This is a genomic window from Burkholderia sp. Leaf177 (genome assembly GCF_001424345.1).
Classification (GTDB): domain Bacteria; phylum Pseudomonadota; class Gammaproteobacteria; order Burkholderiales; family Burkholderiaceae; genus Caballeronia.
This window is the reverse complement of record NZ_LMPF01000001.1, coordinates 211,730-235,182: the sequence shown is the minus strand read 5'-3', so window position 1 is coordinate 235,182 and position 23,453 is coordinate 211,730. Positions and strand designations below refer to the sequence as shown.

General features: G+C 59.9%; 22 protein-coding genes and 1 tRNA gene. 13 read left to right on the top strand and 10 right to left on the bottom strand.

The window, feature by feature from the left end; translation table 11 throughout:
• Positions 1-43: 43 nt before the first annotated feature.
• Entirely contained in the window at positions 44-1,555 is a 1,512-nt protein-coding gene (locus ASG35_RS01050) for a leucyl aminopeptidase (RefSeq protein ID WP_056351763.1), read from the bottom strand.
• A 222-nt stretch (positions 1,556-1,777) separates the two neighbouring features.
• Here ASG35_RS01050 and lptF point away from each other — a divergent pair, with 222 nt between their 5' ends.
• The 5 genes from lptF to ASG35_RS01025 all read left to right on the top strand — a co-directional run bounded on the left by lptF (position 1,778) and on the right by ASG35_RS01025 (position 6,247).
• Complete coding sequence (gene lptF, locus ASG35_RS01045; protein ID WP_056351760.1) at positions 1,778-2,875, top strand: LPS export ABC transporter permease LptF; 1,098 nt, start codon at positions 1,778-1,780, stop codon at positions 2,873-2,875.
• A 3-nt stretch (positions 2,876-2,878) separates the two neighbouring features.
• Positions 2,879-4,027, top strand: coding sequence for an LPS export ABC transporter permease LptG (gene lptG / locus ASG35_RS01040; RefSeq protein WP_056351757.1), 1,149 nt, complete (start codon positions 2,879-2,881; stop codon positions 4,025-4,027).
• A 30-nt stretch (positions 4,028-4,057) separates the two neighbouring features.
• Positions 4,058-4,432 carry a sirohydrochlorin chelatase gene (locus tag ASG35_RS01035; RefSeq protein ID WP_056351755.1) on the top strand — a complete coding sequence of 125 codons (375 nt, stop codon included), beginning with the start codon at positions 4,058-4,060 and terminating at the stop codon, positions 4,430-4,432.
• Positions 4,433-4,611: 179 nt separating this feature from the next.
• A complete protein-coding gene (locus ASG35_RS01030) occupies positions 4,612-4,953 on the top strand; it encodes a helix-turn-helix domain-containing protein (RefSeq protein WP_056351752.1) in 342 nt (113 codons plus the stop codon).
• Positions 4,954-5,125: 172 nt separating this feature from the next.
• Complete coding sequence (locus ASG35_RS01025) at positions 5,126-6,247, top strand: type II toxin-antitoxin system HipA family toxin (RefSeq protein ID WP_235527416.1); 1,122 nt, start codon at positions 5,126-5,128, stop codon at positions 6,245-6,247.
• A gap of 59 nt (positions 6,248-6,306) precedes the next feature.
• Here the strand turns inward: ASG35_RS01025 and cobA are convergent, their stop codons facing one another.
• The 6 genes from cobA to ASG35_RS00995 all read right to left on the bottom strand — a co-directional run bounded on the left by cobA (position 6,307) and on the right by ASG35_RS00995 (position 12,414).
• Positions 6,307-7,062, bottom strand: a complete 756-nt coding sequence (gene cobA, locus ASG35_RS01020; RefSeq protein ID WP_056351744.1) for a uroporphyrinogen-III C-methyltransferase — start codon at positions 7,060-7,062, stop codon at positions 6,307-6,309.
• Between the two features lie 9 nt (positions 7,063-7,071).
• Entirely contained in the window at positions 7,072-8,397 is a 1,326-nt protein-coding gene (locus ASG35_RS01015; RefSeq protein ID WP_200945680.1) for a sulfate adenylyltransferase subunit 1, read from the bottom strand.
• A gap of 30 nt (positions 8,398-8,427) precedes the next feature.
• Positions 8,428-9,390 carry a sulfate adenylyltransferase subunit CysD gene (gene cysD / locus ASG35_RS01010; RefSeq protein WP_056351738.1) on the bottom strand — a complete coding sequence of 321 codons (963 nt, stop codon included), beginning with the start codon at positions 9,388-9,390 and terminating at the stop codon, positions 8,428-8,430.
• A 67-nt stretch (positions 9,391-9,457) separates the two neighbouring features.
• Positions 9,458-10,189, bottom strand: a complete 732-nt coding sequence (locus ASG35_RS01005) for a phosphoadenylyl-sulfate reductase (RefSeq protein WP_056351735.1) — start codon at positions 10,187-10,189, stop codon at positions 9,458-9,460.
• Positions 10,186-10,722, bottom strand: a complete 537-nt coding sequence (locus tag ASG35_RS01000; RefSeq protein ID WP_056351733.1) for a DUF934 domain-containing protein — start codon at positions 10,720-10,722, stop codon at positions 10,186-10,188. The genes ASG35_RS01005 and ASG35_RS01000 overlap by 4 nt, the downstream gene beginning before the upstream one ends.
• Positions 10,723-10,734: 12 nt before the next feature.
• A complete protein-coding gene (locus ASG35_RS00995) occupies positions 10,735-12,414 on the bottom strand; it encodes a nitrite/sulfite reductase (RefSeq protein WP_056351730.1) in 1,680 nt (559 codons plus the stop codon).
• A gap of 219 nt (positions 12,415-12,633) precedes the next feature.
• On the opposite strand from ASG35_RS00995, the gene ASG35_RS00990 reads away from it, so the two are divergent.
• The 4 genes from ASG35_RS00990 to ASG35_RS00975 all read left to right on the top strand — a co-directional run bounded on the left by ASG35_RS00990 (position 12,634) and on the right by ASG35_RS00975 (position 15,518).
• Entirely contained in the window at positions 12,634-13,575 is a 942-nt protein-coding gene (locus ASG35_RS00990; protein WP_056351727.1) for a CysB family HTH-type transcriptional regulator, read from the top strand.
• 59 nt (positions 13,576-13,634) lie between these two features.
• The gene (locus tag ASG35_RS00985) at positions 13,635-14,777 is read left to right on the top strand and encodes an ABC transporter substrate-binding protein (RefSeq protein ID WP_235527430.1); all 1,143 of its coding nucleotides are present in this window, start codon (positions 13,635-13,637) and stop codon (positions 14,775-14,777) included.
• A gap of 146 nt (positions 14,778-14,923) precedes the next feature.
• A tRNA-Leu gene (locus tag ASG35_RS00980) sits at positions 14,924-15,008 on the top strand.
• 216 nt (positions 15,009-15,224) lie between these two features.
• Positions 15,225-15,518: a hypothetical protein gene (locus ASG35_RS00975; protein ID WP_156392935.1), complete on the top strand. Its 294-nt coding sequence runs from the start codon at positions 15,225-15,227 to the stop codon at positions 15,516-15,518.
• A 48-nt stretch (positions 15,519-15,566) separates the two neighbouring features.
• Here ASG35_RS00975 and ASG35_RS00970 read toward each other — a convergent pair whose 3' ends face one another.
• Positions 15,567-16,592 carry a zinc-dependent alcohol dehydrogenase family protein gene (locus tag ASG35_RS00970; protein WP_056351716.1) on the bottom strand — a complete coding sequence of 342 codons (1,026 nt, stop codon included), beginning with the start codon at positions 16,590-16,592 and terminating at the stop codon, positions 15,567-15,569.
• Positions 16,593-16,709: 117 nt separating this feature from the next.
• Between ASG35_RS00970 and ASG35_RS00965 the strand changes: the two genes are divergently transcribed.
• Both ASG35_RS00965 and ASG35_RS00960 read left to right on the top strand, forming a co-directional pair.
• On the top strand, positions 16,710-17,615 hold the full coding sequence (locus tag ASG35_RS00965; RefSeq protein WP_056351713.1) for a LysR family transcriptional regulator: 906 nt from the start codon (positions 16,710-16,712) through the stop codon (positions 17,613-17,615).
• A 122-nt stretch (positions 17,616-17,737) separates the two neighbouring features.
• Positions 17,738-19,399 (top strand): NYN domain-containing protein, encoded by a 1,662-nt coding sequence (locus ASG35_RS00960; RefSeq protein ID WP_082508207.1) that lies wholly within the window; start codon positions 17,738-17,740, stop codon positions 19,397-19,399.
• Positions 19,400-19,476: 77 nt separating this feature from the next.
• On the opposite strand, the gene ASG35_RS00955 is transcribed toward ASG35_RS00960, so the two are convergent.
• Both ASG35_RS00955 and poxB read right to left on the bottom strand, forming a co-directional pair.
• Positions 19,477-19,773 (bottom strand): hypothetical protein, encoded by a 297-nt coding sequence (locus ASG35_RS00955; RefSeq protein WP_056351710.1) that lies wholly within the window; start codon positions 19,771-19,773, stop codon positions 19,477-19,479.
• A gap of 85 nt (positions 19,774-19,858) precedes the next feature.
• On the bottom strand, positions 19,859-21,580 hold the full coding sequence (gene poxB / locus ASG35_RS00950; RefSeq protein WP_056351706.1) for a ubiquinone-dependent pyruvate dehydrogenase: 1,722 nt from the start codon (positions 21,578-21,580) through the stop codon (positions 19,859-19,861).
• Between the two features lie 213 nt (positions 21,581-21,793).
• Here poxB and ASG35_RS00945 point away from each other — a divergent pair, with 213 nt between their 5' ends.
• Together ASG35_RS00945 and ASG35_RS00940 are read left to right on the top strand one after the other, a co-directional pair.
• Positions 21,794-22,507: a pseudouridine synthase gene (locus ASG35_RS00945; protein ID WP_056351702.1), complete on the top strand. Its 714-nt coding sequence runs from the start codon at positions 21,794-21,796 to the stop codon at positions 22,505-22,507.
• 63 nt (positions 22,508-22,570) lie between these two features.
• On the top strand, positions 22,571-23,443 hold the full coding sequence (locus ASG35_RS00940) for an alpha/beta hydrolase (protein WP_082508172.1): 873 nt from the start codon (positions 22,571-22,573) through the stop codon (positions 23,441-23,443).
• Positions 23,444-23,453 lie beyond the last annotated feature (10 nt).

Genomic DNA, 23,453 nt, shown 5'->3' with positions numbered 1-23,453 from the left:
CGCGCCTCCGGTCTGAGCTCTGCTTCTACAACTACAGGCAAACTCATTGCCCCGCGCGATCCACGAGGAATTGCGTGAGCAAGGGCACCGGCCGGCCGGTCGCGCCCTTCGCCGCGCCGCTTTTCCACGCCGTGCCCGCGATATCGAGGTGAGCCCACGGGTAGTTCTGCGCGAAACGCGACAGGAAACATGCGGCCGTAATCGCGCCGCCCGGGCGTCCGCCGATGTTCGCGACATCGGCGAAATTCGACTTGAGCAGATCCTGATATTCGTCGTCGAGCGGCATGCGCCAGGTCGGATCGATTGCTTCCTTCGATGCATCCAGCAATTCGCCAGCAAGCGCGTCGTCCTTCGAGAACAAGCCCGTGTTGTGATGGCCGAGCGCAACCACGCACGCGCCGGTCAGCGTGGCGATATCGATCACGGCGGCCGGCTTGAAGCGCTCCACGTAGGTCAATGCGTCGCAGAGGATCAGGCGGCCTTCGGCGTCGGTATTGAGCACCTCGATGGTCGTGCCGGACATGGACGTGACAATGTCACCCGGCTTCACTGCGTTGCCGGCCGGCATGTTTTCGCAGGTCGGAACCACGCCGATCACGTTGAGCTTCAACCCCATTTCCGCGATGGCGCGCATTGTGCCGAACACGGAACCGGCGCCGAGCATGTCGTACTTCATCTCGTCCATGCTGTCGCCTGGCTTGATGGAGATGCCGCCGGTATCGAACGTGATGCCCTTGCCCACGAGCACGACCGGCGCTGCCTTGGCGCTCGCGCCCTGATGATGCATGACGATGAACGCAGGCGGTTCGACCGAGCCCTTCGCCACCGAGAGGAACGAACCCATGCCGAGCGCTTCGATCTGCTTCTGGCCGAGCACTTCGACCTTCAGCTTGAATTCCTTACCGAGTTTTTTCGCGGTCTGGCCGAGATACGTGGGCGTGCAGACATTCGGCGGCAAGTTGCCGAGATCGCGCGTCAGGTCCATGCCGTTGGCGATCGCCGTGGCGTGTTTGGCCGCGAGCTTCGCGGCTTTCTCGTCGGTTACGTCAATGCTGAACACGACCTTTTTCAACGCGCGATCGCCGTTTTCCGGCTTGCTTTTCATCTGCGTGAACTTGTAGGTCTGCTCGCGCAGCGCGAGAATCGCCGCGCGCACGCCCCAGTCGCCGGTGCGCTCGGGCACGGGCAACTGGGCCAGCGTGAACGCGACATTCGCGATTTTCGTGGCCAGCAGCGCACGCCATGTGGCGCGTGCAGCTTCCGTATAAGCCTTCTGGTTGAAACCGTCCTGCTTGCCGAGTCCGACCAGCAAGATACGCGATGCGCCCAGGCCCGTCACTTCGGTCAGCATCAGCGTGGAACCCGCCTTGCCGCTCATGTCGCCGGCTTTCACGGTGCGCGTGAGCAGACCCTTGGTCGCCAAATCGATCTCGCGGGCTGCGCCCGTCAACGTCTGCGCTTCGAACACGCCGAGCACTACTACATCGGCTTTTCCGTTAAGGAAACCATTTGCCGAGCCTTTGCTCCAATCACAGGCTTTTATGCTAAAGTCCATCGCGCTTATCCTCGGATAAAATCTTGGCTGAAGGCTAAAAGCCGCAATTATCCGCTATTTTTTCCGAGGCGGTCACAGGTAGCGATGCCCGGATCGAATGTCTGCCCTCATGACTTCGTCCAGTTCGTACGTTTGTCATCGCATGGCGGCCAGATGCGACCGCCAAGATGGGCCCGCACATCGTCCAACCGTCCGTCGCCGCCGGCTTCAAGCTATCAATCAATGATCTTCCAACGCTCTCTTCAGCGTGAACTCGCGTACACCGCCGGCGCCGTCTTCATGGTGCTGCTGACCATCATGCTGACCACCATGATGATCCGCATTGTCGGCTTCGCGGCGTCAGGCCAGGTCGATCCGCGCGATGTCGTCGTGCTGATCGGGCTTACCGTGATCGGCTATCTCGCCGTGATGCTGATCGTTACGCTGTTCGTCTCCATTCTTTTCGTGCTGACGCGCTGGTATCGCGATTCGGAGATGGTCGTGTGGCTCGCTTCCGGCGTGAGCCAGACTGCGCTGATCAAGCCCGTCGCCGTGTTTTCCACGCCAATCATCATCCTTATCATTTTCTTTGCGTTCATCGGCTGGCCGTGGTCGAACCAGCAGAGCAAGCTTATCAAGGCGCGTTTCCAGCAACGCGATGAAGTGTCGCTGCTCGCGCCCGGCCAGTTCCGCGAATCGCAGACGAGTCACCGCGTGTTTTTCATCGAAAAGATGTCGCCGGATCAGGGGCACGTGCAAAACGTCTTCGTGACCAGCACGGAAGGCGGCAAGGTGAACGTGGTGGTATCGAAGAATGGTCATACCGAAACGCACGCGAACGGCGACCGTTTCGTGGTGCTTGAAAATGGCCGCCGATACGACGGCATTCCCGGCCAGCCGAATTTCCGGATCATGGAATTCGAGCGATACGGCGTCAAGATCCAGAGCCAGCAGTTCGTGAATACGCCGTCGACTACAGGCATGTACACGAACGAATTGCTGGCCGATCCGAGCCGCACGAATCTCGCTGAAATTGCGTGGCGCGCGGGGCTGCCGCTGATTGCGCTCAATCTCATGCTGCTGGCCATTCCGCTTTCGTACCAGAATCCGCGCCGCAGCCGCACCATCAACCTCGTCATGGCCGTGCTGATCTATTTGACTTATTCGAATCTGCTGAATGTGGTGCAGTCGTGGATTGAACAGGGGCGCGTGTCGTTCGGCGTCGGGCTGGTCGGGCTGCACATACTGGTTTCGGTGCTCGTGGCATTCATCTTCTGGATGCGCATTCGCAACCGGCCGCTATTCCGGCTGTCGAACCTGACGCGTTCGAAAGGGGCCTGACGCATGCGCATTTACGAACGGTACTTCGCGCGTCAGATTTATCTCGCGTTCGTTTTTATTCTGTTTGCATTCTCCGGCCTGTTCTTCTTCTTCGATCTGATCAACGAGTTGAACACGGTCGGGCACGGCAACTATAAATTCGGTCTGGCCGTGCTGCGCGTGGCGCTGCAAACGCCGTCGCGCTTCTACGAAATCATTCCCGTCGCCGCGTTGATCAGCGCCATTTATGTGTTCGCGCAAATGGCCGCGGCGTCCGAGTTCACCATTTTCCGTGTATCGGGATTGTCGACCGGCAAGGCGCTGCGCTCACTGCTGAAGATCGGCATTCCGATGGTCCTGCTCACCTACGTCATTGGCGAAGTCGTCGGTCCCTACTCCGACCAGCTCTCGGAGAAGGTGCGGCTGGAGGCGCTGGGGTCGTCGGTATCGATGAACTTCGAATCCGGCGTCTGGGTGAAGGACACGCTGACCGCGCGCGCCGACGGCGAGCAAGTTACGCGTTTCGTGAACGTGGGCACGCTGAATCCGGATACGACCATTGCCGACGTACGCATTTACGAGTTCGATTCCTTGTTGCGCCTGACCAACGTGCGCATTGCCAAAAGCGGCGTATATCAGCCGCCGGGCCATTGGAAGCTGACGGGCGTGACGGACACGCAACTCGTCGATGCACCGCCGCAAAAGGTCAATCCCGGCGACGCGCTGAACCCTGTTTATCGGGCGCAGCAGACTACCTTGCCCGAGTATTCCTTGCGCTCGGAATTGACGCCGCAAATCTTGTCGGTGCTGCTGGTTTCGCCGGACCGGATGTCGATGTTCAACCTGTTCCGCTACATCCAGCATTTGACGGAGAACCATCAGGACTCGCAGCGTTATCAGATCGCGTTTTGGCGCAAGATTCTGTATCCGCTCGCCGTGCTGGTGATGCTGGTGTTGTCGCTGCCGTTTGCATACCTGCATACGCGCGCCGGCGTGGTCGGCGTGAAGGTGTTCGGCGGGATCATGATCGGGATGAGTTTCCAGCTGATCAACACGCTGTTTTCTCACATCGGAACGTTGAATACGTGGCCCGCGCCCGTGACGGCTGCGGCGCCGGCGCTGGCTTATCTGATAGTCGGATTGATCGGCCTGCGCTGGGTCGATCGGCACTAGGCGTTCGGTTCGTCCTCTGTGGAGCACGCAATGAGCAAGCACGGCATGATTCTGTTTGGGCACGGCGCGCGCGATCCGCGTTGGGCCGAGCCTTTCGAACGACTCGCTGTAAAACTGCGCGCCCAGCGCAGCGATCCGGTCTCGCTCGCGTTCCTTGAACTGATGACGCCGGATTTACCCACGGCGATTGAAAAGCTCGGGGCGGACGGGTGTGTCGTCGTTACGGTTGTTCCCGTGTTTTTTGGCCAGGGCGGCCATATCCGGCGCGATCTTCCAGAATTGCTGGACCGATGCCGCGAAATGTTTCCATCGGTTGAAATCAAGTGCGCGGTCGCGGTCGGGGAAGATGACGCGGTGCTGGATGCGGTGGCGGCGTATTGTTTGAGGCAGATCCCACCAAGCTAGGCAGATTCCGTGTCGCGCCGCTCCAGAGTCGAGCGCGAGCGCCTGAGAATAGTCATATCTGACCAACTAAGTGGTTTAATTTGTCAGATATGACTATTTTTTTGCTCTGAAAAATCGATACGTGGCGATAATTGTCTATACTGACTAGTTGAGCGGGTTTATGTGTCAGATAAGACAAAATGAAGCGAAACAACAAAGACTTTATTTCTGCGGAATTGGATCAACGGGCAACCTCGTTTGGCCGGGCGGTTGCCGCCGCGCGCATCGCACGCAACATGACGCGCCAAGACTTCTCCGAGCGGGCCAACATGAGCCCTAGCACCTTGGCACGCATCGAAAGCGGCGACGTTTCCGTGAGTTTCGCGTCGTGGCTGCAAGCATTCGACCGGGCAGGCCTGCTTGGAACACTCGAACCCCTCGCCAATCCCCAAAACGACCGGATAGGCGAAGCACGGCGTCAGATCGAGGCCCGTGTGCGCCCACGCAAGAGCGCAGCGAAGACGGACGATTATGATTTTTAACACCTCGACATGGAGCAAATACGTCTTCATTACGTTGGAAGGGATGGCGGAAGCCGTGCCTGCCGGCAAGCTTGAACTCCTTGAGGAAGGAATCAGGCCGATCGCGTCGACCTTTGTATACGGAAACAAGTATTTGCAACGCGCAAACACCACTCCGGTAGACCCCGTCAGCATGCCTTTGGACGAAGCAAAAAAAACGAAGGAAGTGGTGTTTCAACCGCCAGCCGGACTGGCGATATTCGGCGCGATTCGCGACGCAGCGCCGGACTCCTGGGGACGGCGCGTTATCGAAAATATGCTGCGGGCTGCGCCAGACGGTCTGCCCGAGACTGACTATCTAGCGCATGCCGGTCCGCACCGCACAGGCGCGCTCGATTTCAGAGATTCGCCGACCGCGCCCGCGGAGCCCGGAAAATTGCCGGACGCAAACGCACTGTCCTATTTGCTCGATGCCGCTGCGATGATTCAGGAGGGCAAGCCGGTTCCGAAAAAACTGCAATTGCTTTTCAGCGTGGGCGCAACGTTTGGCGGTGCGCGGCCGAAGGCCGTCCTGCTCGACGATAACCGCCAGTGGGTCGCGAAATTCCCGGTGGCGCGGGACGGTTTCAACGTGCCGCTGGTGGAGCGCGCGACGCTGGAGCTAGCCCGTCAATGCGGCATGAGGGTGCCGGCCACCAAGCGCATTCACCTTCCCGACGGACGCGATGTAATGTTGATCGAGCGGTTCGATCGCGTGCAGTTGGCAGAGGGAGGCTTCGGCAGACGGCACGTTGTCAGCGCGCTCACCATGCTCAAGATGCATGAAAGCGATACCGCCTCCGCCACCTACACGGATCTCGCGGACACGCTGAGCGAGCGTGGCGCACGTGGCTTTGTCGCGTCCGACAAGGTCGAGTTGTTCAAACGCATGGTGTTCAACATCCTCGTGACGAACGACGACGATCATCTTCGTAATCATGCGTTTGTATGGGACGGAGCGAACAAGGGATGGCGCTTGAGCGACCTTTACGATGTTGTTCCAAAACCGCAGGTCGGTACCGAACGATTCCTGGTGCTGGGCGTTGGTCCGGCAATGGGCCGCCTGGCGACGCTCGATAATGCGCTTTCCGCTGCGGGCCGGTTTGGCCTTCGGAAACATGCCGCAGCGGAAATCATCCAGCACCTGTCCGGCGTGGTGCGTGAGTGGCGAACCTATTTCGAAGCGTTCGATGTTCCCAAGTCCGAATGCGACAAGATCGCCTCGGCGTTTCGCAAGCCGCAGAACATCGGGTTGCGCGAAGTGGAAAAGGTTTAGCGCGATAAAAAAATCCCCTGCCGGTCATCAACCCGCAGGGGATTCTTCAATCTGGAACCTCAAGCCGCGACTTGCAGAGCCGCTTCCATCTGCCCGACTCCCGCCGAAACCCGTTCCGCAAACGCCTCGCCGATCATCAACAGACTTGGCTGGGTTGCATCGAGCCAACCCTGCGCATCACCCCGCGCCATTTCGGCTAACGTCAGCGTCAGCGAACGCTCGCGTTCCGTACTGCAAGCCTCGACGATAGCCACAGGCGTCGAACCCGCCCGCCCCGAATCGATCAACTGCTGTGCAATTTCCGGCGCGCTGTCACGGCCCATGTAGAACACGAGAGAATCGGCGCTTGCCTGCTCGCGGATTTCATCGCTGTTCGGCGCGCGGCTGTAGGTCGCCAACGCCACACTTCGCGATACCCCACGCAACGTAAGCGAACGCTTCAGCGTCGCGGCGCTCGCCAGCGCTGCGGTAATCCCCGGCACCACTTCATACTCGATACCCGCAGCTTCGAGCGCGCGCATTTCTTCATCGGCGCGACCAAAAAGCATTGGATCGCCGCCCTTCAAACGCACGACGATGCCATGCTCGCGCGCGGCATCGACGATCTGCTTGTTGATGAAATGCTGCGCCGTCGAACGCTGTCCGCAACGCTTGCCGACCGCGATCCTGCGTGCATCGGGCGCGTAATCGAGCATGGCGGGCTCGATCAGCGCGTCGTGCAAAACCACGTGTGCCTGGCTCAGCAAACGCGCACCGCGAACCGTGATCAGATCCGCAGCGCCGGGCCCGGCGCCGATCAGATAAACCTTTCCCATAGTCATATTTCAGGCTGAAAACGAGCGAATCATCCCGGCCGCAACCGTGTGATGCGTCGCTTCGTCGATAAGAACAAACGCGCCCGTGCCTTGATGCGTGTCATAAGCATCGCAGACGATCGGCTTTTGCAGCGTCAGCGCCACGCGGCCAATGTCGTTCATGTTCAGGTCGCGACGGTCCACCGAATGCAGCAGCGTATGCACGTCGAGCACTTCCTTGATCGCGCCGATGCGCGCGAACACCGTGTTCGTGGTCTGCTTGAGCAAGTACTTGCGTTGCGGCGAAAGCGGCTCTTCGTCGAACCAGCAAAGGTCGGCGTCGAGCTTCTTCGCGGGTTCGATCTTTTCGCCGGTCGCGCTGCGCGGCACGAACGTGTCGCCGCGCGATACATCGATATCTTCCGCGAGGCGAATGGTCACCGTCTGACCGGCGAACGCACGGTCCACTTGCCCCACGCCGCCCGGCACCGGCGCGATGATCTCGGCCACCGTTGCATCGCGATTGGCGGGGAGCACGGTGATCGTGTCGCCGAGCTTCACTTCGCCCGACTCCACGCGGCCCATGTAGCCGCGGAAATCGTCGGCCTTGCTGCCATCCTGACGCGCGACCCATTGCACCGGAAAACGCAGCGCCTGATCAACGGGCTGCGCAACCGGAAGCGCTTCGAGCAGATCGAGCAGCGGTTCGCCGGCGTACCACGGCATGCGTTCGCTGGCCGTCACGATGTTGTCGCCCTTCAGCGCCGATACCGGCACGAAGCGCACATTGCCGATGCCAAGCCGTTGCGCGAGGCTCACGTATGCATCGCGGATTTCATTGAAACGCGACTCGCTGAAGTCGATCAGATCCATCTTGTTGATCGCGACGATCACGTGCTGCAGCCCGAGCAACTTGACGATCGCGCTATGGCGCACGGTCTGCGGCAGCAATTGCGCGACGCCGTCCTTGAACGTGACGCGCGTGGCGTCCACGAGAATGATCGCGGCATGCGCCGTCGATGCGCCCGTCACCATGTTGCGCGTGTACTGCTCGTGGCCGGGGGTATCGGCGATGATGAACTTGCGCTTCGCGGTCGCGAAATATCGATACGCCACGTCGATGGTAATACCCTGCTCGCGCTCGGCTTCGAGGCCATCGGTCAGCAGCGACAAATCGATTTCATCGCCGACGGTGCGCTTGTTCTTCGCACGCGACAACGCCGACAGCTGATCCGAAAGCACGGCCTTGCTATCGAACAGCAAGCGGCCGATCAACGTGCTTTTGCCGTCGTCCACGCTGCCTGCAGTGATGAAACGCAACACGCCGAGGTCTTCGGGTTGATGAATGCTCATGATGTTTCCCTGTTCCTTATTACGGCGTGATGCTTAGAAATAACCTTGTTTCTTGCGCGTTTCCATCGCGGCTTCGGACGCTTGGTCGTCCATGCGCGTGGCGCCGCGTTCCGTGATTTCCGTCACAGCCGTTTCCGCGATGATCTTTTCCACGTCGTCGGCGTCGCTTGCAACCGGACACGTGCAGCTGATGTCGCCCACGGTCCGGAAACGCACTTGCGCGACTTCCGACACTTCGCCTTCCTGCAGCGGCGTGAGCGGCGTCAGCGGGACGAGCAAGCCGTTGCGTCGAATGATCTCGCGGTCGTGCGCGTAATAGATCGACGGCAATTCGAGCTTTTCGCGCGCAATGTATTGCCAGATATCCAGTTCGGTCCAGTTCGAAATCGGGAACACGCGCAAGTGCTCGCCGTTGTGCAGACGCGCGTTATAAATGCTCCACAGTTCCGGGCGCTGCGCTTTCGGATCCCACTGGCCGAACTCATCGCGAAAAGAGAAGATGCGCTCTTTCGCACGCGCCTTTTCTTCATCGCGACGCGCGCCGCCAATCAACGCCGTATAACCATGTTCTTCAATGGTCTCGAGCAACGTCACCGCTTGCGCGGCGTTGCGCGAATCCGTTTCGCGACGCAGACGCACCGTGCCTTTCTTGATTGAATCCTCGACATGACCGATCACGAGTTCCGCGCCAATTTCAGCGGCACGGCGATCGCGGAAATCGATGACTTCATCGAAGTTATGACCGGTATCGATATGAACCAGCGGGAACGGCAGCACGGTCTTGCGCCCCGATCCGAGACCGAAAGCCTTCAACGCAAGATGCAGCACGACGACCGAATCCTTGCCGCCCGAAAACAGCAACGCCGGCTTGCTGCATTCGGCGACGAGTTCGCGCAGGATGTGGATGGATTCTGCTTCGAGCCAGTCGAGATGGTCCATCCGCGTCTCGCGATTGGCGATGGGCGCGTTGACTGTTGAATCGAGCGTGCTGCTCATATGCGTCGTTCCTCGGTTACTTTGCACAGCACCAGATGGTGGCGCCATGCGTCAATATCAAATACGTTCAGAGCGCCGAACTGGGCGCCGCGCTGCGGTCTTCCACGATCTTGATGTTCGTCACGTGCAAGCCGCATTCCTTCGTGTCCCGCGATTCCCACCACCAGCGCCCTGCCCGGCTGTCTTCGCCCGGACGAATTGCGCGCGTGCACGGCTCGCAGCCAATGCTCGGATAACCGCGCGCATGCAGCGGATTGACGGGGACATCGAAGGCCTTCAGGTAATCCCAGACTTCCGCTTCGGTCCAGTCCGCAAGCGGATTGAACTTGGCGATCCCGCGCGGCGCGTCGTGTTCTTCCTCGTGCAATTCCACGCGCGTGACAGATTGCTCGCGACGCTGTCCCGTCACCCATGCGCTCACGTTGCTCAGCGCACGATTCAGCGGCTCGACCTTGCGAATGCCGCAACAGCTTTTACGCAGATCGACGCTTTCATAGAACGCGTTCAGACCATGATCGCGAACGTATGCCTCGACCGCTTCGGGCTGCGGATGAAACTGTTCTATGTCGTAGCCATACCGTTCTTTAACGCGATCGATCATGCCGAGCGTCTCAGCGTGCAGACGTCCGGTATTCAGCGAAAAGATGCCGATCTTCACGCCCCGCGAAAGGATCGCGTGCGTGAGCAACATGTCTTCCGCCGCCAGGCTGCTGGCTAGTTTGACGTTCGCATGACGTTGCGCGATGGAATCGAGCAAAGCGTCGAGGCGTTCGACTTTGGCTTGCAGTTCGGCATTCATGCAGCGGCTCCGGCTGCTTTTTCACGGCGACGGAACAACGGGTTCGGGTCGTCGAACGCGCCCTGATACGGAATGCTGAGTTCGTTGAACGCGTTCAAAGCATCGCGAATGTCCTTGTCGGCGCGAACGGCGAACGCATCGAAACCGCAGCGCTCATGAAAGCGCAACTGGTCGCGCAGCACGTCGCCGATGGCACGCAACTCGCCCTTCCAGTGATAACGCTCGCGCAGCAAACGGCCGATGCTGAAACCACGGCCATCGCTGAACTTCGGAAAGTCCACGGCGATGAGCGCGATCTTGTCGAAGTCCTCGACGAGTTCAGCGGGTTCATCGTCGGGTGCAAGCCAGATGCCGATCGGTTCTTTCTTGTGCGCCGAGCCAAGCGATGTCTTGTGCTCTTTCCACCACGTGAACGGCACAATCACCTTGCCGGGCAGCAACGCATCGACCGCGGGCAACGTACCGTCTTCGCCGGCACGCACAACGTGCCAGCTGTCATCGACCACTTCGCGATTCTTGATAATCAAAGCCATGTGCTTTATTCCTCAGGCATGCGCCGGCTGGCGCGACGCGTACACGCGTTCCTTGAACGGCGTGATGCCAATACGACCATACGTCTCGATGAAACGCTCGCCTTCCATGCGATTTTCAACGAACGTATCGATCACTTGCGACACCACGTCGGGCATCTCTTCGGCTGAGAACGACGGTCCGATCACGCGGCCAAGGTGCGCGCCGGTTGCGCCCGAGCTTTGCTCGCCGCCGAGCGTGACCTGATACCACTCCGAGCCGTCCTTATCGACACCGAGAACACCGATGTTGCCAATGTGATGATGACCGCACGCGTTGATGCAGCCGGAGATGTTCAGCGTCAGGTCGCCCAGGTCGTACACGTAGTCGAGATCGCTGAAACGCTCTTGAATAGCTTGCGCAATCGGGATCGACTTGGCGTTCGCGAGCGAGCAAAAATCGCCGCCCGGGCACGCAATGATGTCGGTCAGCAAACCAATATTCGATGTCGCGAAACCCAGCGACTTCGCGCGTTCCCAGACAGCGTGCAAGTCGCGCTTCTTCACGTTCGCGAGGATCAGGTTCTGCTCGTGCGAGACGCGGAGTTCACCGAACGAGAATTCGTCGGCGAGATCGGCGACGGCTTCCATCTGCACGTCGGTTGCGTCGCCCGGCGCAATGCCCGTGGGTTTCAGCGACAACGTCACCGACGCGTAACCCGGCACCTTGTGCGGCCGCACGTTGCGCTCGATCCAGCGCGCGAACGGCTTGCTATCGATCAGATGCTTTTCATACGATGCATCCGTGTCCGGCAGCTTTTCATACGCAGGCGGCGCAAAAAACTGCGACACGCGGTCGACTTCTTCCTGCGTAAGCGTTGAAGGACCCTCTTTCAGATGGGCCCATTCCTCTTCCACTTGCTGCGCGAATTTCGCCGGGCTCAGCGCCTTCACGAGAATCTTGATCCGCGCCTTGTACATATTGTCGCGACGGCCGTAGCGGTTATACACACGCAACACAGCTTCGCAATACGTCAGGAGATGCTGCCACGGCAGATCTTCCTTGATCACCGCGCCCACAATTGGCGTACGTCCCAGCCCGCCGCCCGCAAGAATGCTCGCGACAACTTCGCCCGCCGCATTCTTCTTCAGGTACACGCCGAGATCATGCACTTGCACGGCCGCGCGGTCTTCCACGGAACCGTTCACCGCAATCTTGAACTTGCGCGGCAGCCACGCGAATTCCGGGTGGAACGTCGACCATTGACGCAGGATTTCAGCCCACGGACGCGGATCGACGATTTCATCGGGCGCCACGCCTGCGAACTGATCGGCGGTGATATTGCGGATGCAATTGCCCGACGTCTGAATGCCGTGCATCTGCACCGACGCCAGCTTGCGCAGGATTTCAGGCGTTTCTTCGAGCTGGATCCAATTGAACTGAATATTGGTGCGCGTCGAAAAGTGGCCGTAATTGCGATCGTGTTCACGCGCGATGGTGCCGAGCATGCGCATCTGGTCGCTGCGCAGATTGCCGTAAGGAATTGCAATCCGGTGCATGTACGCGTGACGCTGCATGTAGAGGCCGTTCTGCAGGCGCAGCGGCCGGAATTCCTCTTCGCTCAACTCGCCGGATAAACGGCGGCGTACCTGGTCGCTGTATTGCGCGACGCGTTCGTCGACGATTTTCTGGTCGATCTGATCGTATTGATACATTCGGGGGCCCCAGTTTTAGTAGTTCCATCAGTACGGCGTCCTAGCCACGCCGCACGTCGGTATAAGTAGAGTCATGTGCCGCAACGCCGTTCGGACGTTGCTCTTATTTGCTTATGACAAATACAGATATCGATATTGGAAAAATTGTCTCGATGGTAATAAACTTCCTATATATTACAAACGACTGATAAATTACTTTGATATGCGGATGGGTTATATATGAATCTGCACCAGTTCCGCTTCGTTCGCGAAGCCGTCCGGCAGAATTACAACCTTACCGAAGCCGCTAAAGCGCTGTTCACGTCGCAGCCGGGGGTATCGAAGGCGATCATCGAACTCGAGGATGAACTCGGCGTTGAGATCTTCACGCGTCATGGCAAACGGGTACGTTCGCTGACGGAGCCGGGACGAATTATCCTGGCATCGGTAGAAAAAATCTTGCAGGAAGTCGAAAGCCTGAAGCGCGTAGGCAAGGATTACGCCGCGCAGGATCAGGGCAACCTCGTGATTGCCGCCACGCACACCCAGGCGCGCTACTCGTTGCCGACAGCTATCGCCGAGTTCAAAAAGCGCTTCCCCAAGGTTCACCTTTCAATTTTGCAAGGAAGCCCGACGCAGGTCGCCGAGATGGTCATTCACGATCAGGCGGATATCGCGATCGCGACCGAAGCAATCGCCAACTATAAAGAACTGGTCTCGCTGCCGTGTTTCCAGTGGCATCACGTGGCCGTTGTCCAGCCGGATCATCCGCTGCTCGAGCGCAAGCTGCTGACGCTCGATGACCTCGCGCAATACCCGATCATCACTTATGACAACGCGTTCGCCGGCCGCACGAAGATCAATCAGGCGTTCGCGCTGCGCCACTTGAGCCCGGATATCGTGCTTGAAGCCATCGATGCCGACGTGATCAAGACATACGTTGAACTTGGGCTGGGCGTGGGGATTCTCGCGGATATCGCCTTCAATCCGGAACGCGATAAACATCTTCGCGCCATGCCCGTTGGCCATCTGTTCGGCACGAACGTCACGCGGCTCGCGCTGAAACAAGGCGCGTATTTGCGCAGTTATGTCTACACGCTCGTTGAGCTGCTTTCGCCTTCCATGAACCGCAAGCTCATTGAACAGGCGCTTTCCGGCGAGCACGAAAGCTACGAACTTTGACCCGTTTTCCCAAACCACACCTCTTCGCGGAGACTTTTCCAATGAAGTTGCCGAAGTTCATGCGGCCGGCGCTCGTGTTCAGCGCGGTCGCTTTTTTTAGCGCGGCGGCCAGCGCGCAGTTGAAGGTTGGCATCGATTTGTCGAGTACGGGGCCGGCGGCGGCTATCGGCATCACGAGCAAGAACGCCATGCTCATGTGGCCGAAGACCATCGCGGGCCAGCAGGCCGAATACATCATTCTCGATGACGGATCGGATCCGGGCGCCGCCGTGCGCAATATCCGCAAGCTGATTACCGAAGACAAGGTCGATGTCATCGTTGGACCGAACATCACGCCGGCAGCGCTCGCGGCGCTCGATCCGGTGGCTGAATATCAGACACCGATGATCACGCTGATCGGCTCGGCGTCGGTGGTCGAACCGCAGGAAGGCAAGAAGGTGTGGGCGTTCAAGATGGCGCAAACCGACCGCGCGATGGCCGACGTCATGACCCGCACCATGGTCAATCGCAACGTGAAGACGGTTGGTTTCATCGGTTTCGCCGATAGTTACGGCGATAGCTGGCTCAACGAGTTCTCGAAGTTCGCGGAGCTGCGGCATATCAAGGTGGTCGCGAGCGAGCGTTTCAATCGCACCGATGCCAGCGTGACCGGACAGATCCTGAAGCTGATGGCCGCGAAGCCGGACGCCGTGCTGATTGCCGGCGCGGGCACGCCGACCGTGTTGCCGCAACGCACGCTGGTCGAGCGCGGCTACAAGGGCGCGATCTACCAGACGCACGGCATTGCGACGCCTGAGTTCATCAAGCTCGGCGGCAAGGACGTGGAAGGCACGTTGTTCCCAACGCAACCGGTCGTGGTCGCGCGGACGTTGCCTTCGGATCATCCATCAAAGAAAGCGGCGCTTGTTTTTGTGGACGCTTACGAGGCCAAGTACGGCAAGAACACGGTGACCCAGTTTGCCGGCGATGCAGCCGGTGTTTATCCGCGATTGCAGGACGCGGTCGGACGCGCGTTGAAGGCCGGACAACCGGGAACGCCGGCGTTTCGCGTCGCGTTGCGCGCGGAGCTGGAACACGCGCATGAGCTGGTCGTGCCGAATGGCGTGGTCAATACCAGCGTCACGGATCACGTTGGACTCGATCAGCGCGCAAGCGTGATGGGCATCATCAAGAACGGCCAGTTCACGTATCTAAGTCAGTGAATGAGCCGGTGAATGAGCCAGTGCAAATCGTTATCCCGGACAAACATCCTGAGGCTTGCCGCCGGAAACGAATTTAGGCATAATCGCTGACTTGCCGGTTGGCGTCGGATTTATTCCGTGTCTGTCGGCAAGTTCAAATGCTGTTTGCCCGGGTGGTGAAATTGGTAGACGCAGGGGACTCAAAATCCCCCGCCGCAAGGCGTGCCGGTTCGATTCCGGCCCCGGGCACCACGCAAATATCTGACGTTCTCGTTCTAGTCTTCGCGTCTCAGTCATCGCGTTTCAGTCTTTACGCAGCAAGCCGTTCTTGGCTATCGATCGTGTTCCTTGTCATGCGAACACGAACTGGCGTTCTCAAGTTTCCCCAAAATTTGCCGTAAAGCCTCCCATAGTCTCGGGGAACGCGTTGTTCTCCGACGTCCCGCAACGCAAGTCGATGAGAACGACATGGCAGACCCAGCGCGAATACTCTATCTACAGATGGCGACGGTCAACGCGCTCATGGTGCTGGTCACGCTCGTTCTCACCGGCTTCACCTTGAGCGCCTGGTACTTCTTGCCCGTTGTTCAATACATCGGCGTGACGCTCGTTGCATGGACAATGCGGTTCGCTGTCTTTTCCGTGGTTCGCCGCTATTTCGCGCGACGCAACTGGCGCAGCCTGATCGCGGAATGCGGCGGCGACGAGCAACGCGCTTACGCATTGCTGTTGCAGGACATGGGCTACGGGCGGGTCGACTAAGCGGGACCGTAACAGGATGCGCGCCGGCCATCGCGACCTTCACAACCATCAAGCCTTGGCTACCTGCACCACGACTTTGCCGAACGGACCGCGCTGCAAATGTTCGAACGCTTGCGGCACTTGCTCGAACGGATAAACCGCATCGATAACCGGCTTGATGCCATGCCGGTCGATCATGCGCACGACGTCTTCCAGCACGCGACGCGGCCCGACCGCGATTCCCACTATCGACGCCCGGCTGCCAAGCAACGGCAATATAGGCAGCGTCAACTCGTTCGATTCCAGTAAGCCGATCACCGATATCCGGCCGCCCGTCGCCACGGCTTTCAACGAGCGCGCCAGATTTTCGCCACCGGCCATTTCGAGAATATGGTCGGCGCCGCGGCCATCGGTCAGCGTGCGGACTTCGTTCTGCCATTCGGGTGTCGTGTGGCGATTGATGCCGTGCGTGGCGCCGAGTTCGAGCGCGCGGGCGATCTTTGCGTCGCTGCTGCTGGTGATGATCACCGTCGCGCCGCTGGCCGCCGCGAGCTGGACCGCGAACAGCGACACCCCGCCCGTCCCTTGCACCACAACCGTATGACCGGCGTTCAGATGACCCAACTCCACGAGCGCCATCCAAGCGGTGACGGCCGCGACCGGCAGCGTGCTGGCCTCGGCGGCCGTGAGCGTTGCCGGTGCGGCCACGCACCACTCGGCCGGCGTCGCGATGAACTCGGTCAGCATACCGGGCAGCGGTCCGCCTTGCGTGGGCGCTTCGGCCCATGAACGCGGCGCGCCATCTATCCAACCTGGAATGTAGGCCGAAATCACGCGATCCCCGACGGCAAAACGCGTCACGCCCTCGCCGACGTCCACGACGCGTCCGGCCATGTCCGAGCCCGGCGTAAATGGAAATTCGAGGACGTTGCCCATGCCGTTATCGGCGACTTCGGCATCGCGATAATTCAACGATACCGCTTCGACTTCCACGAGCACTTCGCCCGGTTTCGGAACGGGGCGCGGCGCGGTGCGCAAAGCAAGTTTGCCCAAACCCAGCGACGGGATTTCCCAACGATTCATATTGGCGCTCATGACGTTGAACTCCTTGATTAAATTGGCGATGTCCTATCGTAGGGAACGCAACGTTGCGGAGTAAGTAGGGTAGAGTTCCGCTCTGTGCGGAGCCACTCCTCCGCAATTGGAGTGAAAATGGACAGCATCAGCGCGTTCAACGTATTCGTGCAGGTCGCGGAGACACGCAGTTTCGTCGCGGCGGGCAGGCTGCTGGGTGTATCGGCGTCCGCGGTTGGCAAACGCGTGAGCGCGTTGGAAGAAAAACTCGGCGTGCGGCTTTTTCATCGGAGTACGCGCAGCGTCGCGCTGACATCCGAAGGCGCGCTGTTTCTCGAACGGAGCCGCCGCATTCTGGCCGAGATCGAGGCGGCCGAAGCCGAGCTGTCTCAGGTGAACGTCGCGCCGCGCGGCCGCTTGCGGGTCAGCCTGCCGCTTGTCACCGAGCCGTTCCTGCATGTCATGGCAGCCTTCAAACTCGCGCACCCGGCGGTGGATCTCGACCTGGATTTCACCGACCGGCAGGTGGATATCATCGAAGAAGGATTCGATGCCGTCATCCGCACCGGCGACGTGCTCGACTCACGTTTGACGAGCCGCCGCATGGGCGCCTACCGCATGCTGCTGGCGGGCTCGCCGGCGTACTTCGAGAAGCACGGAAAACCGCAGCGCGCGAACGATCTGATGCAACACACGTGCATTCAATTCCGATATCCCAACACCGGAAAGCTGGAGGTCTGGCCGCTTCATCGGGACAGTGTGCAATCCGACTTTCAACTGCCGCCGTCGATTGTCTGCAACAACCTCGTTGCACGAATCGGTTTTGCGTTGCAGGGCGTTGGAATCTCCTACCTGCCGGACTTCGCGATCCACGAACATCTGGCGTCCGGCCGGCTTGTGAGCGTGCTCGATGACTGCTCGGAGACCGGCGGAACGTTTCGCATCATGTGGCCTTCGGGCAAACACGTCGCGCCGAAGTTGCGCGTGTTCATCGACTTTATTTGCGAGCGATGTTTTCCAGCGGCGCCTTCCGCCGGGCGCTGATTGTTTCCCGCGCCGCAAACCTCGGCGCGCAAACAGATATCATGTGCGCACAATTCAATACTGCCGTGCACACCCGGCATTCCGCTGGAGTTTCTATGGCCTCATTCCCCGAAAGCGTCAGCATGGCGTTGTTTTGCGACTTCGAAAACGTCGCCCTCGGCGTGCGCGACGCGAAGTACGACAAGTTCGACATCATGCCGGTGCTCGAACGCCTGCTGCTCAAGGGCAGCATCGTGGTGAAAAAGGCTTATTGCGACTGGGATCGCTATAAAGGTTTCAAAGCCGCCATGCACGAAGCGAGTTTCGAGTTGATCGAAATACCGCATGTGCGCCAGTCGGGCAAGAATTCGGCGGATATCCGCCTCGTGGTCGATGCGCTCGACCTTTGTTATACGAAGTCGCATGTCGATACATTCGTCATCATCAGCGGGGATTCGGATTTTTCGCCGCTGGTGTCCAAGTTGCGCGAGAACGCGAAGAAAGTGATCGGCGTGGGCGTGAAAAACTCGACCTCCGATCTGCTCGTCGCGAACTGCGACGAATTCATTTTCTACGATGACCTCGTGCGCGAGCAGCAACGCGCCATCGCCAAACGTGAAGCTCGCGAGGCGCGTGAAGCCCGCGATGCACGCGATGCAAATGCGGCGGCGGCATCGGCGTCTTCATCGAACAAACGCGGTTCCGACGACGACCGCCAGCCGAAGCAGGAAATCGAGGCGCGCAAGGCGAAGGCCATCGCGATTGCGGTCGAAACATTCGACGACCTCGCCTCCGAGCGCGGCGAGAGCGGGAAGATCTGGGCGTCGGTATTGAAGAGCGCGATCAAGCGGCGCAAGCCCGACTTCAACGAGTCGTACTACGGCTTCCGCGCGTTCGGCAACTTGCTCGAGGAAGCGCAATCGCGAGGCTTGCTGGAAGTTGGACGCGACGAGAAATCGGGCGCGTTTGTGTATCGGACGCAGACGGTGGCTGCAGTGGAAACGACGGCGGTTGAAACATCGCGCGAAGTTGAAACGCCGGTCGCGGCACCGGAAAATCGCCAGGCGGCGAGATCGGGCGGCGAACGCAATCGCCGCAGAGGCCGCAATACGCGCCCGCAAGCGTCCGAGCCACTCTTTGCAGAGGCGCAAGTTGATGCGCCTGCCGAAGTGCAGGCCGCCGCGCAACCCGACGCTCCAGCAGAAGCGCAGACCGATTTCGGCGACGAATGGCAACGCAGAAGCACGCCGAGCGAACAATCGCGACGCCCGGTATCGCCGTTCTATGAAGAAGAGTCCGACGAGCATTCCGACGCACAGCCCGACTTGCAGACTGAAAAGCAGCCCGAACCGCGTCAGGGTTCGGGCCGGGAGCGCAATCGGAGGAACGGACGGAATCCTCGGCCGCAGCAAGCGCGCGAGCCGCTATTTGCCGATGCCCCCGTTGTCCAGCCCGCTGCGGTTCCCGAACAGCCGTTCTTCGAACCTGTTGCGCCGGCTGCCGAAGAACCTGCCATCGCGCCGATACCCGCCATCAAGCATCGCGAGGAAGAAGCGCTTGCCTTGCTGAGCGAGATCAGCGAAACGCCTGAACCAAAACGCGGCGCGGCGCGGCGCGGGCGTCAGGTTGCATCGAAGAAAGCGGCGACTCCCGCACAAGCCGAACTGGTCGAAAGTGCGGATGTAGCCCAAACCGCACAGCCGAAGAAAGCGCCCGCGGCGAAAAAAGCGGCCGCGAAGAAAACGGCACGCAAGACAGCGCCACGCGGCCGTGGCCCGAAGGCTGCGGCAACCAGCGAAGACTAAGCAGGACGAAAAAAGCAGCACAAAAAAAAGCGGCACGCTCACGCGTGCCGCTTTTTCCATATCTACTGAAGGGCCGCTTACTGCGGTGCGCCCTTGTCGTTCGTGCCCATCGCCGACGCAGCCGCGGCAGCCGATGCACCCTTCAAATGTGATGCCTTGTCTTGCTTGTGCAACGTCGTGCCGCCCGCTTCCGATGCTGCTTTCTTGTGATGCTTCAAATGCGGCAGATGCGGCTTCGGTTCAACCGGGCTGACCGGCGGCTTGCTTTCGTCGGTCTTCGAACCGCCACCACCGCCTGCTCCCTGAGCCATTGCCGCGCCTGCAAACGCGAATGCGAGTGCACCAACCAATGCAATTTGCGAGAACTTCTTCATTGCCAATCTCCCTGGAGTTGTAAATCGATTGCAGCACCGCATTGTTGTTCGAAATAGCTAGAATTTCAACGAAATCAGAATATTCCTATCGGAAATTAGTTTTCGCGAGCTCCACGATTTCATCGCCGCGACCGTTCAGGATCGCCCGCAACATGTAGAGGCTGAATCCTTTGGCCTGCGCCAACTCGACTTTGGGCGGCATCGCGAGTTCGTGCTTGGACGTCACCACGTCCACCAGCGCCGGCCCCGGATGCGCGAAAGCCTTCTGCAGCGCCTCTGCAATGTCCTCCGACTCCTCCACGCGGATGCTGAAAATACCCGCGCCCTGCGCGATAGCTGCGAAGTCGGTCTTGGCGAGATCGACGTTGGTATCGAGGTAACCGGCAGCCTTCAGCTCCATGGAAACGAAGCCGAGCAGACTGTTGTTATAAACCACCACTTTGATCGGCAATTCGAGTTGGCGGGCGCTCAGGAGGTCGCCGAGCAGCATTGATAAACCGCCGTCACCCGATAGCGAAATCACCTGCCGCCCCGGATGCGCGCCCTGCGCACCGAGCGCCTGCGGCATCGCGTTCGCCATGGAGCCGTGGTTGAACGAGCCGTGCAGCTGACGCTTGCCGTTCATGGTCAGGTAGCGTGCGGCCCAGACGGTTGGCGTACCGACATCGGCGGTGAAAATGGCGTTTTCGTCGGCGGCTTCGTCGATCAGCTTCGTCAGGTATTGCGGATGGATCGGACGACCGGGACCTGAGGGCGTCGCCAGTTCGTCCAGCCCTTTTCTCGCCGATGCATAGTGCTTGCGCGCGGTATCGATGAAATCGCGGTCCGGCTTGCGCGTGATCTTCGGCAACACGGCCGCGACCGTTTCCTTCACCGTGCCCACCAGCCCGAGCGACAAGGGTGCACGCGCGCCGAGCTTCGACCCGCGCCAGTCGATCTGGATGATCTTGGCGTCGGTCGGATAGAACGGGCGATATGGGAAATCGCAGCCGAGCAAAAGCAGCGTGTCGCACGACATCATGGCGTGGTAGCCGGAGCTGAAGCCGATCAACCCTGTCATGCCGACGTCGTACGGATTGTCCCATTCGATGAACTGCTTGCCGCGCATGGCGTGGACCACGGGCGCGCCGAGCGCGTCGGCCAGCGCGACGACTTCGTCGTGGGCGCCGGCGGTGCCGCTGCCGCACATGAGCGTGACCGCGTCCGACTCGTTGAGCATGGCCGCGAGCCGTTCAATATCGATATCCGACGGCAGGATGGTCGACGGTCCCGTCGGCGACCACGATGGCGTCTCGGCAGGCGCTTCGCTCAAAGCAACATCGCCCGGCAACACGATCACGGCCACGCCGCGTTCTTCGATCGCCGTGCGCATCGCGCGGGCGAGCACGCGCGGAAACTGCGCGGCATTGGAAACCAGCTCCACGTAATGGCTGCATTCCTTGAAAATCGCGGTCGGATGCGTTTCCTGGAAGTACCCGAGCCCGATTTCCGATGACGGAATATGCGCGGCAATCGCCAGAACCGGCTGCTGGTTGCGGTGACAGTCGTACAAGCCGTTGATCAGATGCAGGTTGCCCGGGCCGCAACTCCCGGCGCAGACGGCGAGCTTGCCGGTGGACGCCGCGTCGGCGCCGGCTGCGAACGCCGCGACTTCCTCGTGCCGCGTGTGCATCCATTTGATCGATCCAACCTGATCGAGGCTATAGGCAAGTCCGTTCAGGCTGTCGCCCGTTACGCCCCAGATTCGTTCGACGCCCGCTGCGGCCAATGTCTTCGCCAGAAATTCCGCAACCGTGTTTTTTGCCATGTCCTGCTCCTTGAGGAAAAAGAGGGGTGTCGAGTGGATGATGCGTCAATGCGGTTTCAGCTTCCTTTCGCAGATGGTGGATGGTGAATGTTGATCGGTGATCTGGAAAAGCATAGACGGCGCTCGGTGGCATATCCATGAAAGATGGCGTTTCGCGTGCATTGCTAGAATGTGCGCCCGCCCTCCTTTTCAATTGCGCCAGGCATCAGCCCGATGGATCTCGAACGTATTCTTTTCACGCAGGGCTTCGGCTCGCGCCGCCAATGCCGCGCGATGATTGCGGACGGGCGCGTTTTTATTGGCGGATCGGCGTGCACCAATCCGGACACGACAATCACGTCCGACGCCCTCGCATCCTTCGAGTTCCAGGTCGATGGCACGCGCTGGCAGTATCGCGAGAAAGCGTATCTGGCGCTGAACAAGCCGCCGGGCTATGAATGTTCACGCGATCCGCAGCATCATTTGAGCGTGTTTCATCTGCTGCCGCCGCAACTGGCGGAGCGCGGCGTGCAGTGCGTCGGACGGCTCGATCAGGACACGACCGGCCTGCTGCTCTTGTCCGACGACGGCGCGTTTGTCCACGCGTTCACATCGCCGAAAAAGAAGGTGCCGAAGGTCTACCTCGCAACCACGAAGCATCCACTCGATGACACCCAGCTCGGCGCACTTCGCGACGGCGTCCTGCTGCATGGCGAGTCTCGAGCGATCGCCGCGGTATCGGCGAATCGACGTGGCGAGCGGTTGCTGGAACTATCCGTGCTGGAGGGCAAGTATCACCAGGTCAAGCGCATGGTCGCGGCGTCGGGGAATCGTGTGGAAGGGCTGCATCGGGAACGGATTGGCGGATACGGTTTGCCGGACGATCTCGCTTGCGGCCAGTGGCGCTGGCTGACCGACGCGGACCTCGCGGACCTCAGGCAAGCCTGATCACGATGCATCCATCCGGCTGCGCCGAACGTAAATCTGGCATCCCTTCGCCTCAAGAACTTCATGCCAGACCAACAAAAACGCCGCACCCTTATGCTCGGTTTTGCCAGCCTGTTCGCTACAGCACTTGCCGCATGCAGCCCCGTCAAGCTTCTAAACGCCACGATTCCGTCGAGCGGCTACCGGAAAACAGCCGATATTGCCTATGGCTCGGATCCGGAACAGAAGCTCGATGTCTACATTCCCTCGCAGCCTGCCGCGACCGAAGACAAGCGCCCAATCGTCGTGTTTTTCTACGGCGGAAGCTGGCAAAACGGCAGCCGCAGCAACTATCTTTTTGTCGCCCAGGCGCTGACTTCGCGCGGCTACGTGGCTGTGTTGCCTGATTATCGGAAATATCCGGAAACGGCTTTTCCCGGTTTTGTGGATGACGCCGCAGCCGCCGTGCGCTGGGCGCGCGATCACGCGCATGAATTCGGCGGCGATCCGGACCGCTTGTTCGTGATGGGCCATTCGGCCGGCGCGCATCTGGCTGCGCTGATTGCGACTGACCCGCGTTATCTGGCGACGCAATCGATGTCGAAGGCAGACCTGCGCGGCGTGATCGGACTCGCCGGCCCTTACGATTTCCTGCCGATAAAAGACCGCACGCTGCTCGACGTATTCCCCTCCGCCACGCGCTCCGAAAGTCAGCCGGTCAACTACGTCACCGGCCACGAACCGCCCATGTTCCTCGCTGCCGGCACCGACGACACCACCGTCGATCCGGGCAACACCGATCGCCTTGCGGCTGTTCTGCGCCGGCACGGCGATTCTGTGGAAGTGAAACATTACGAGGGTTTCAGCCATGTGCGGATTGTTTCGGCGCTGGCGTTGCCCTTGCGCGGACGCTCGACGGTTCTTGCCGATGTCGCGGCGTTTATCGATTCACGTTGATTTTTCAGTA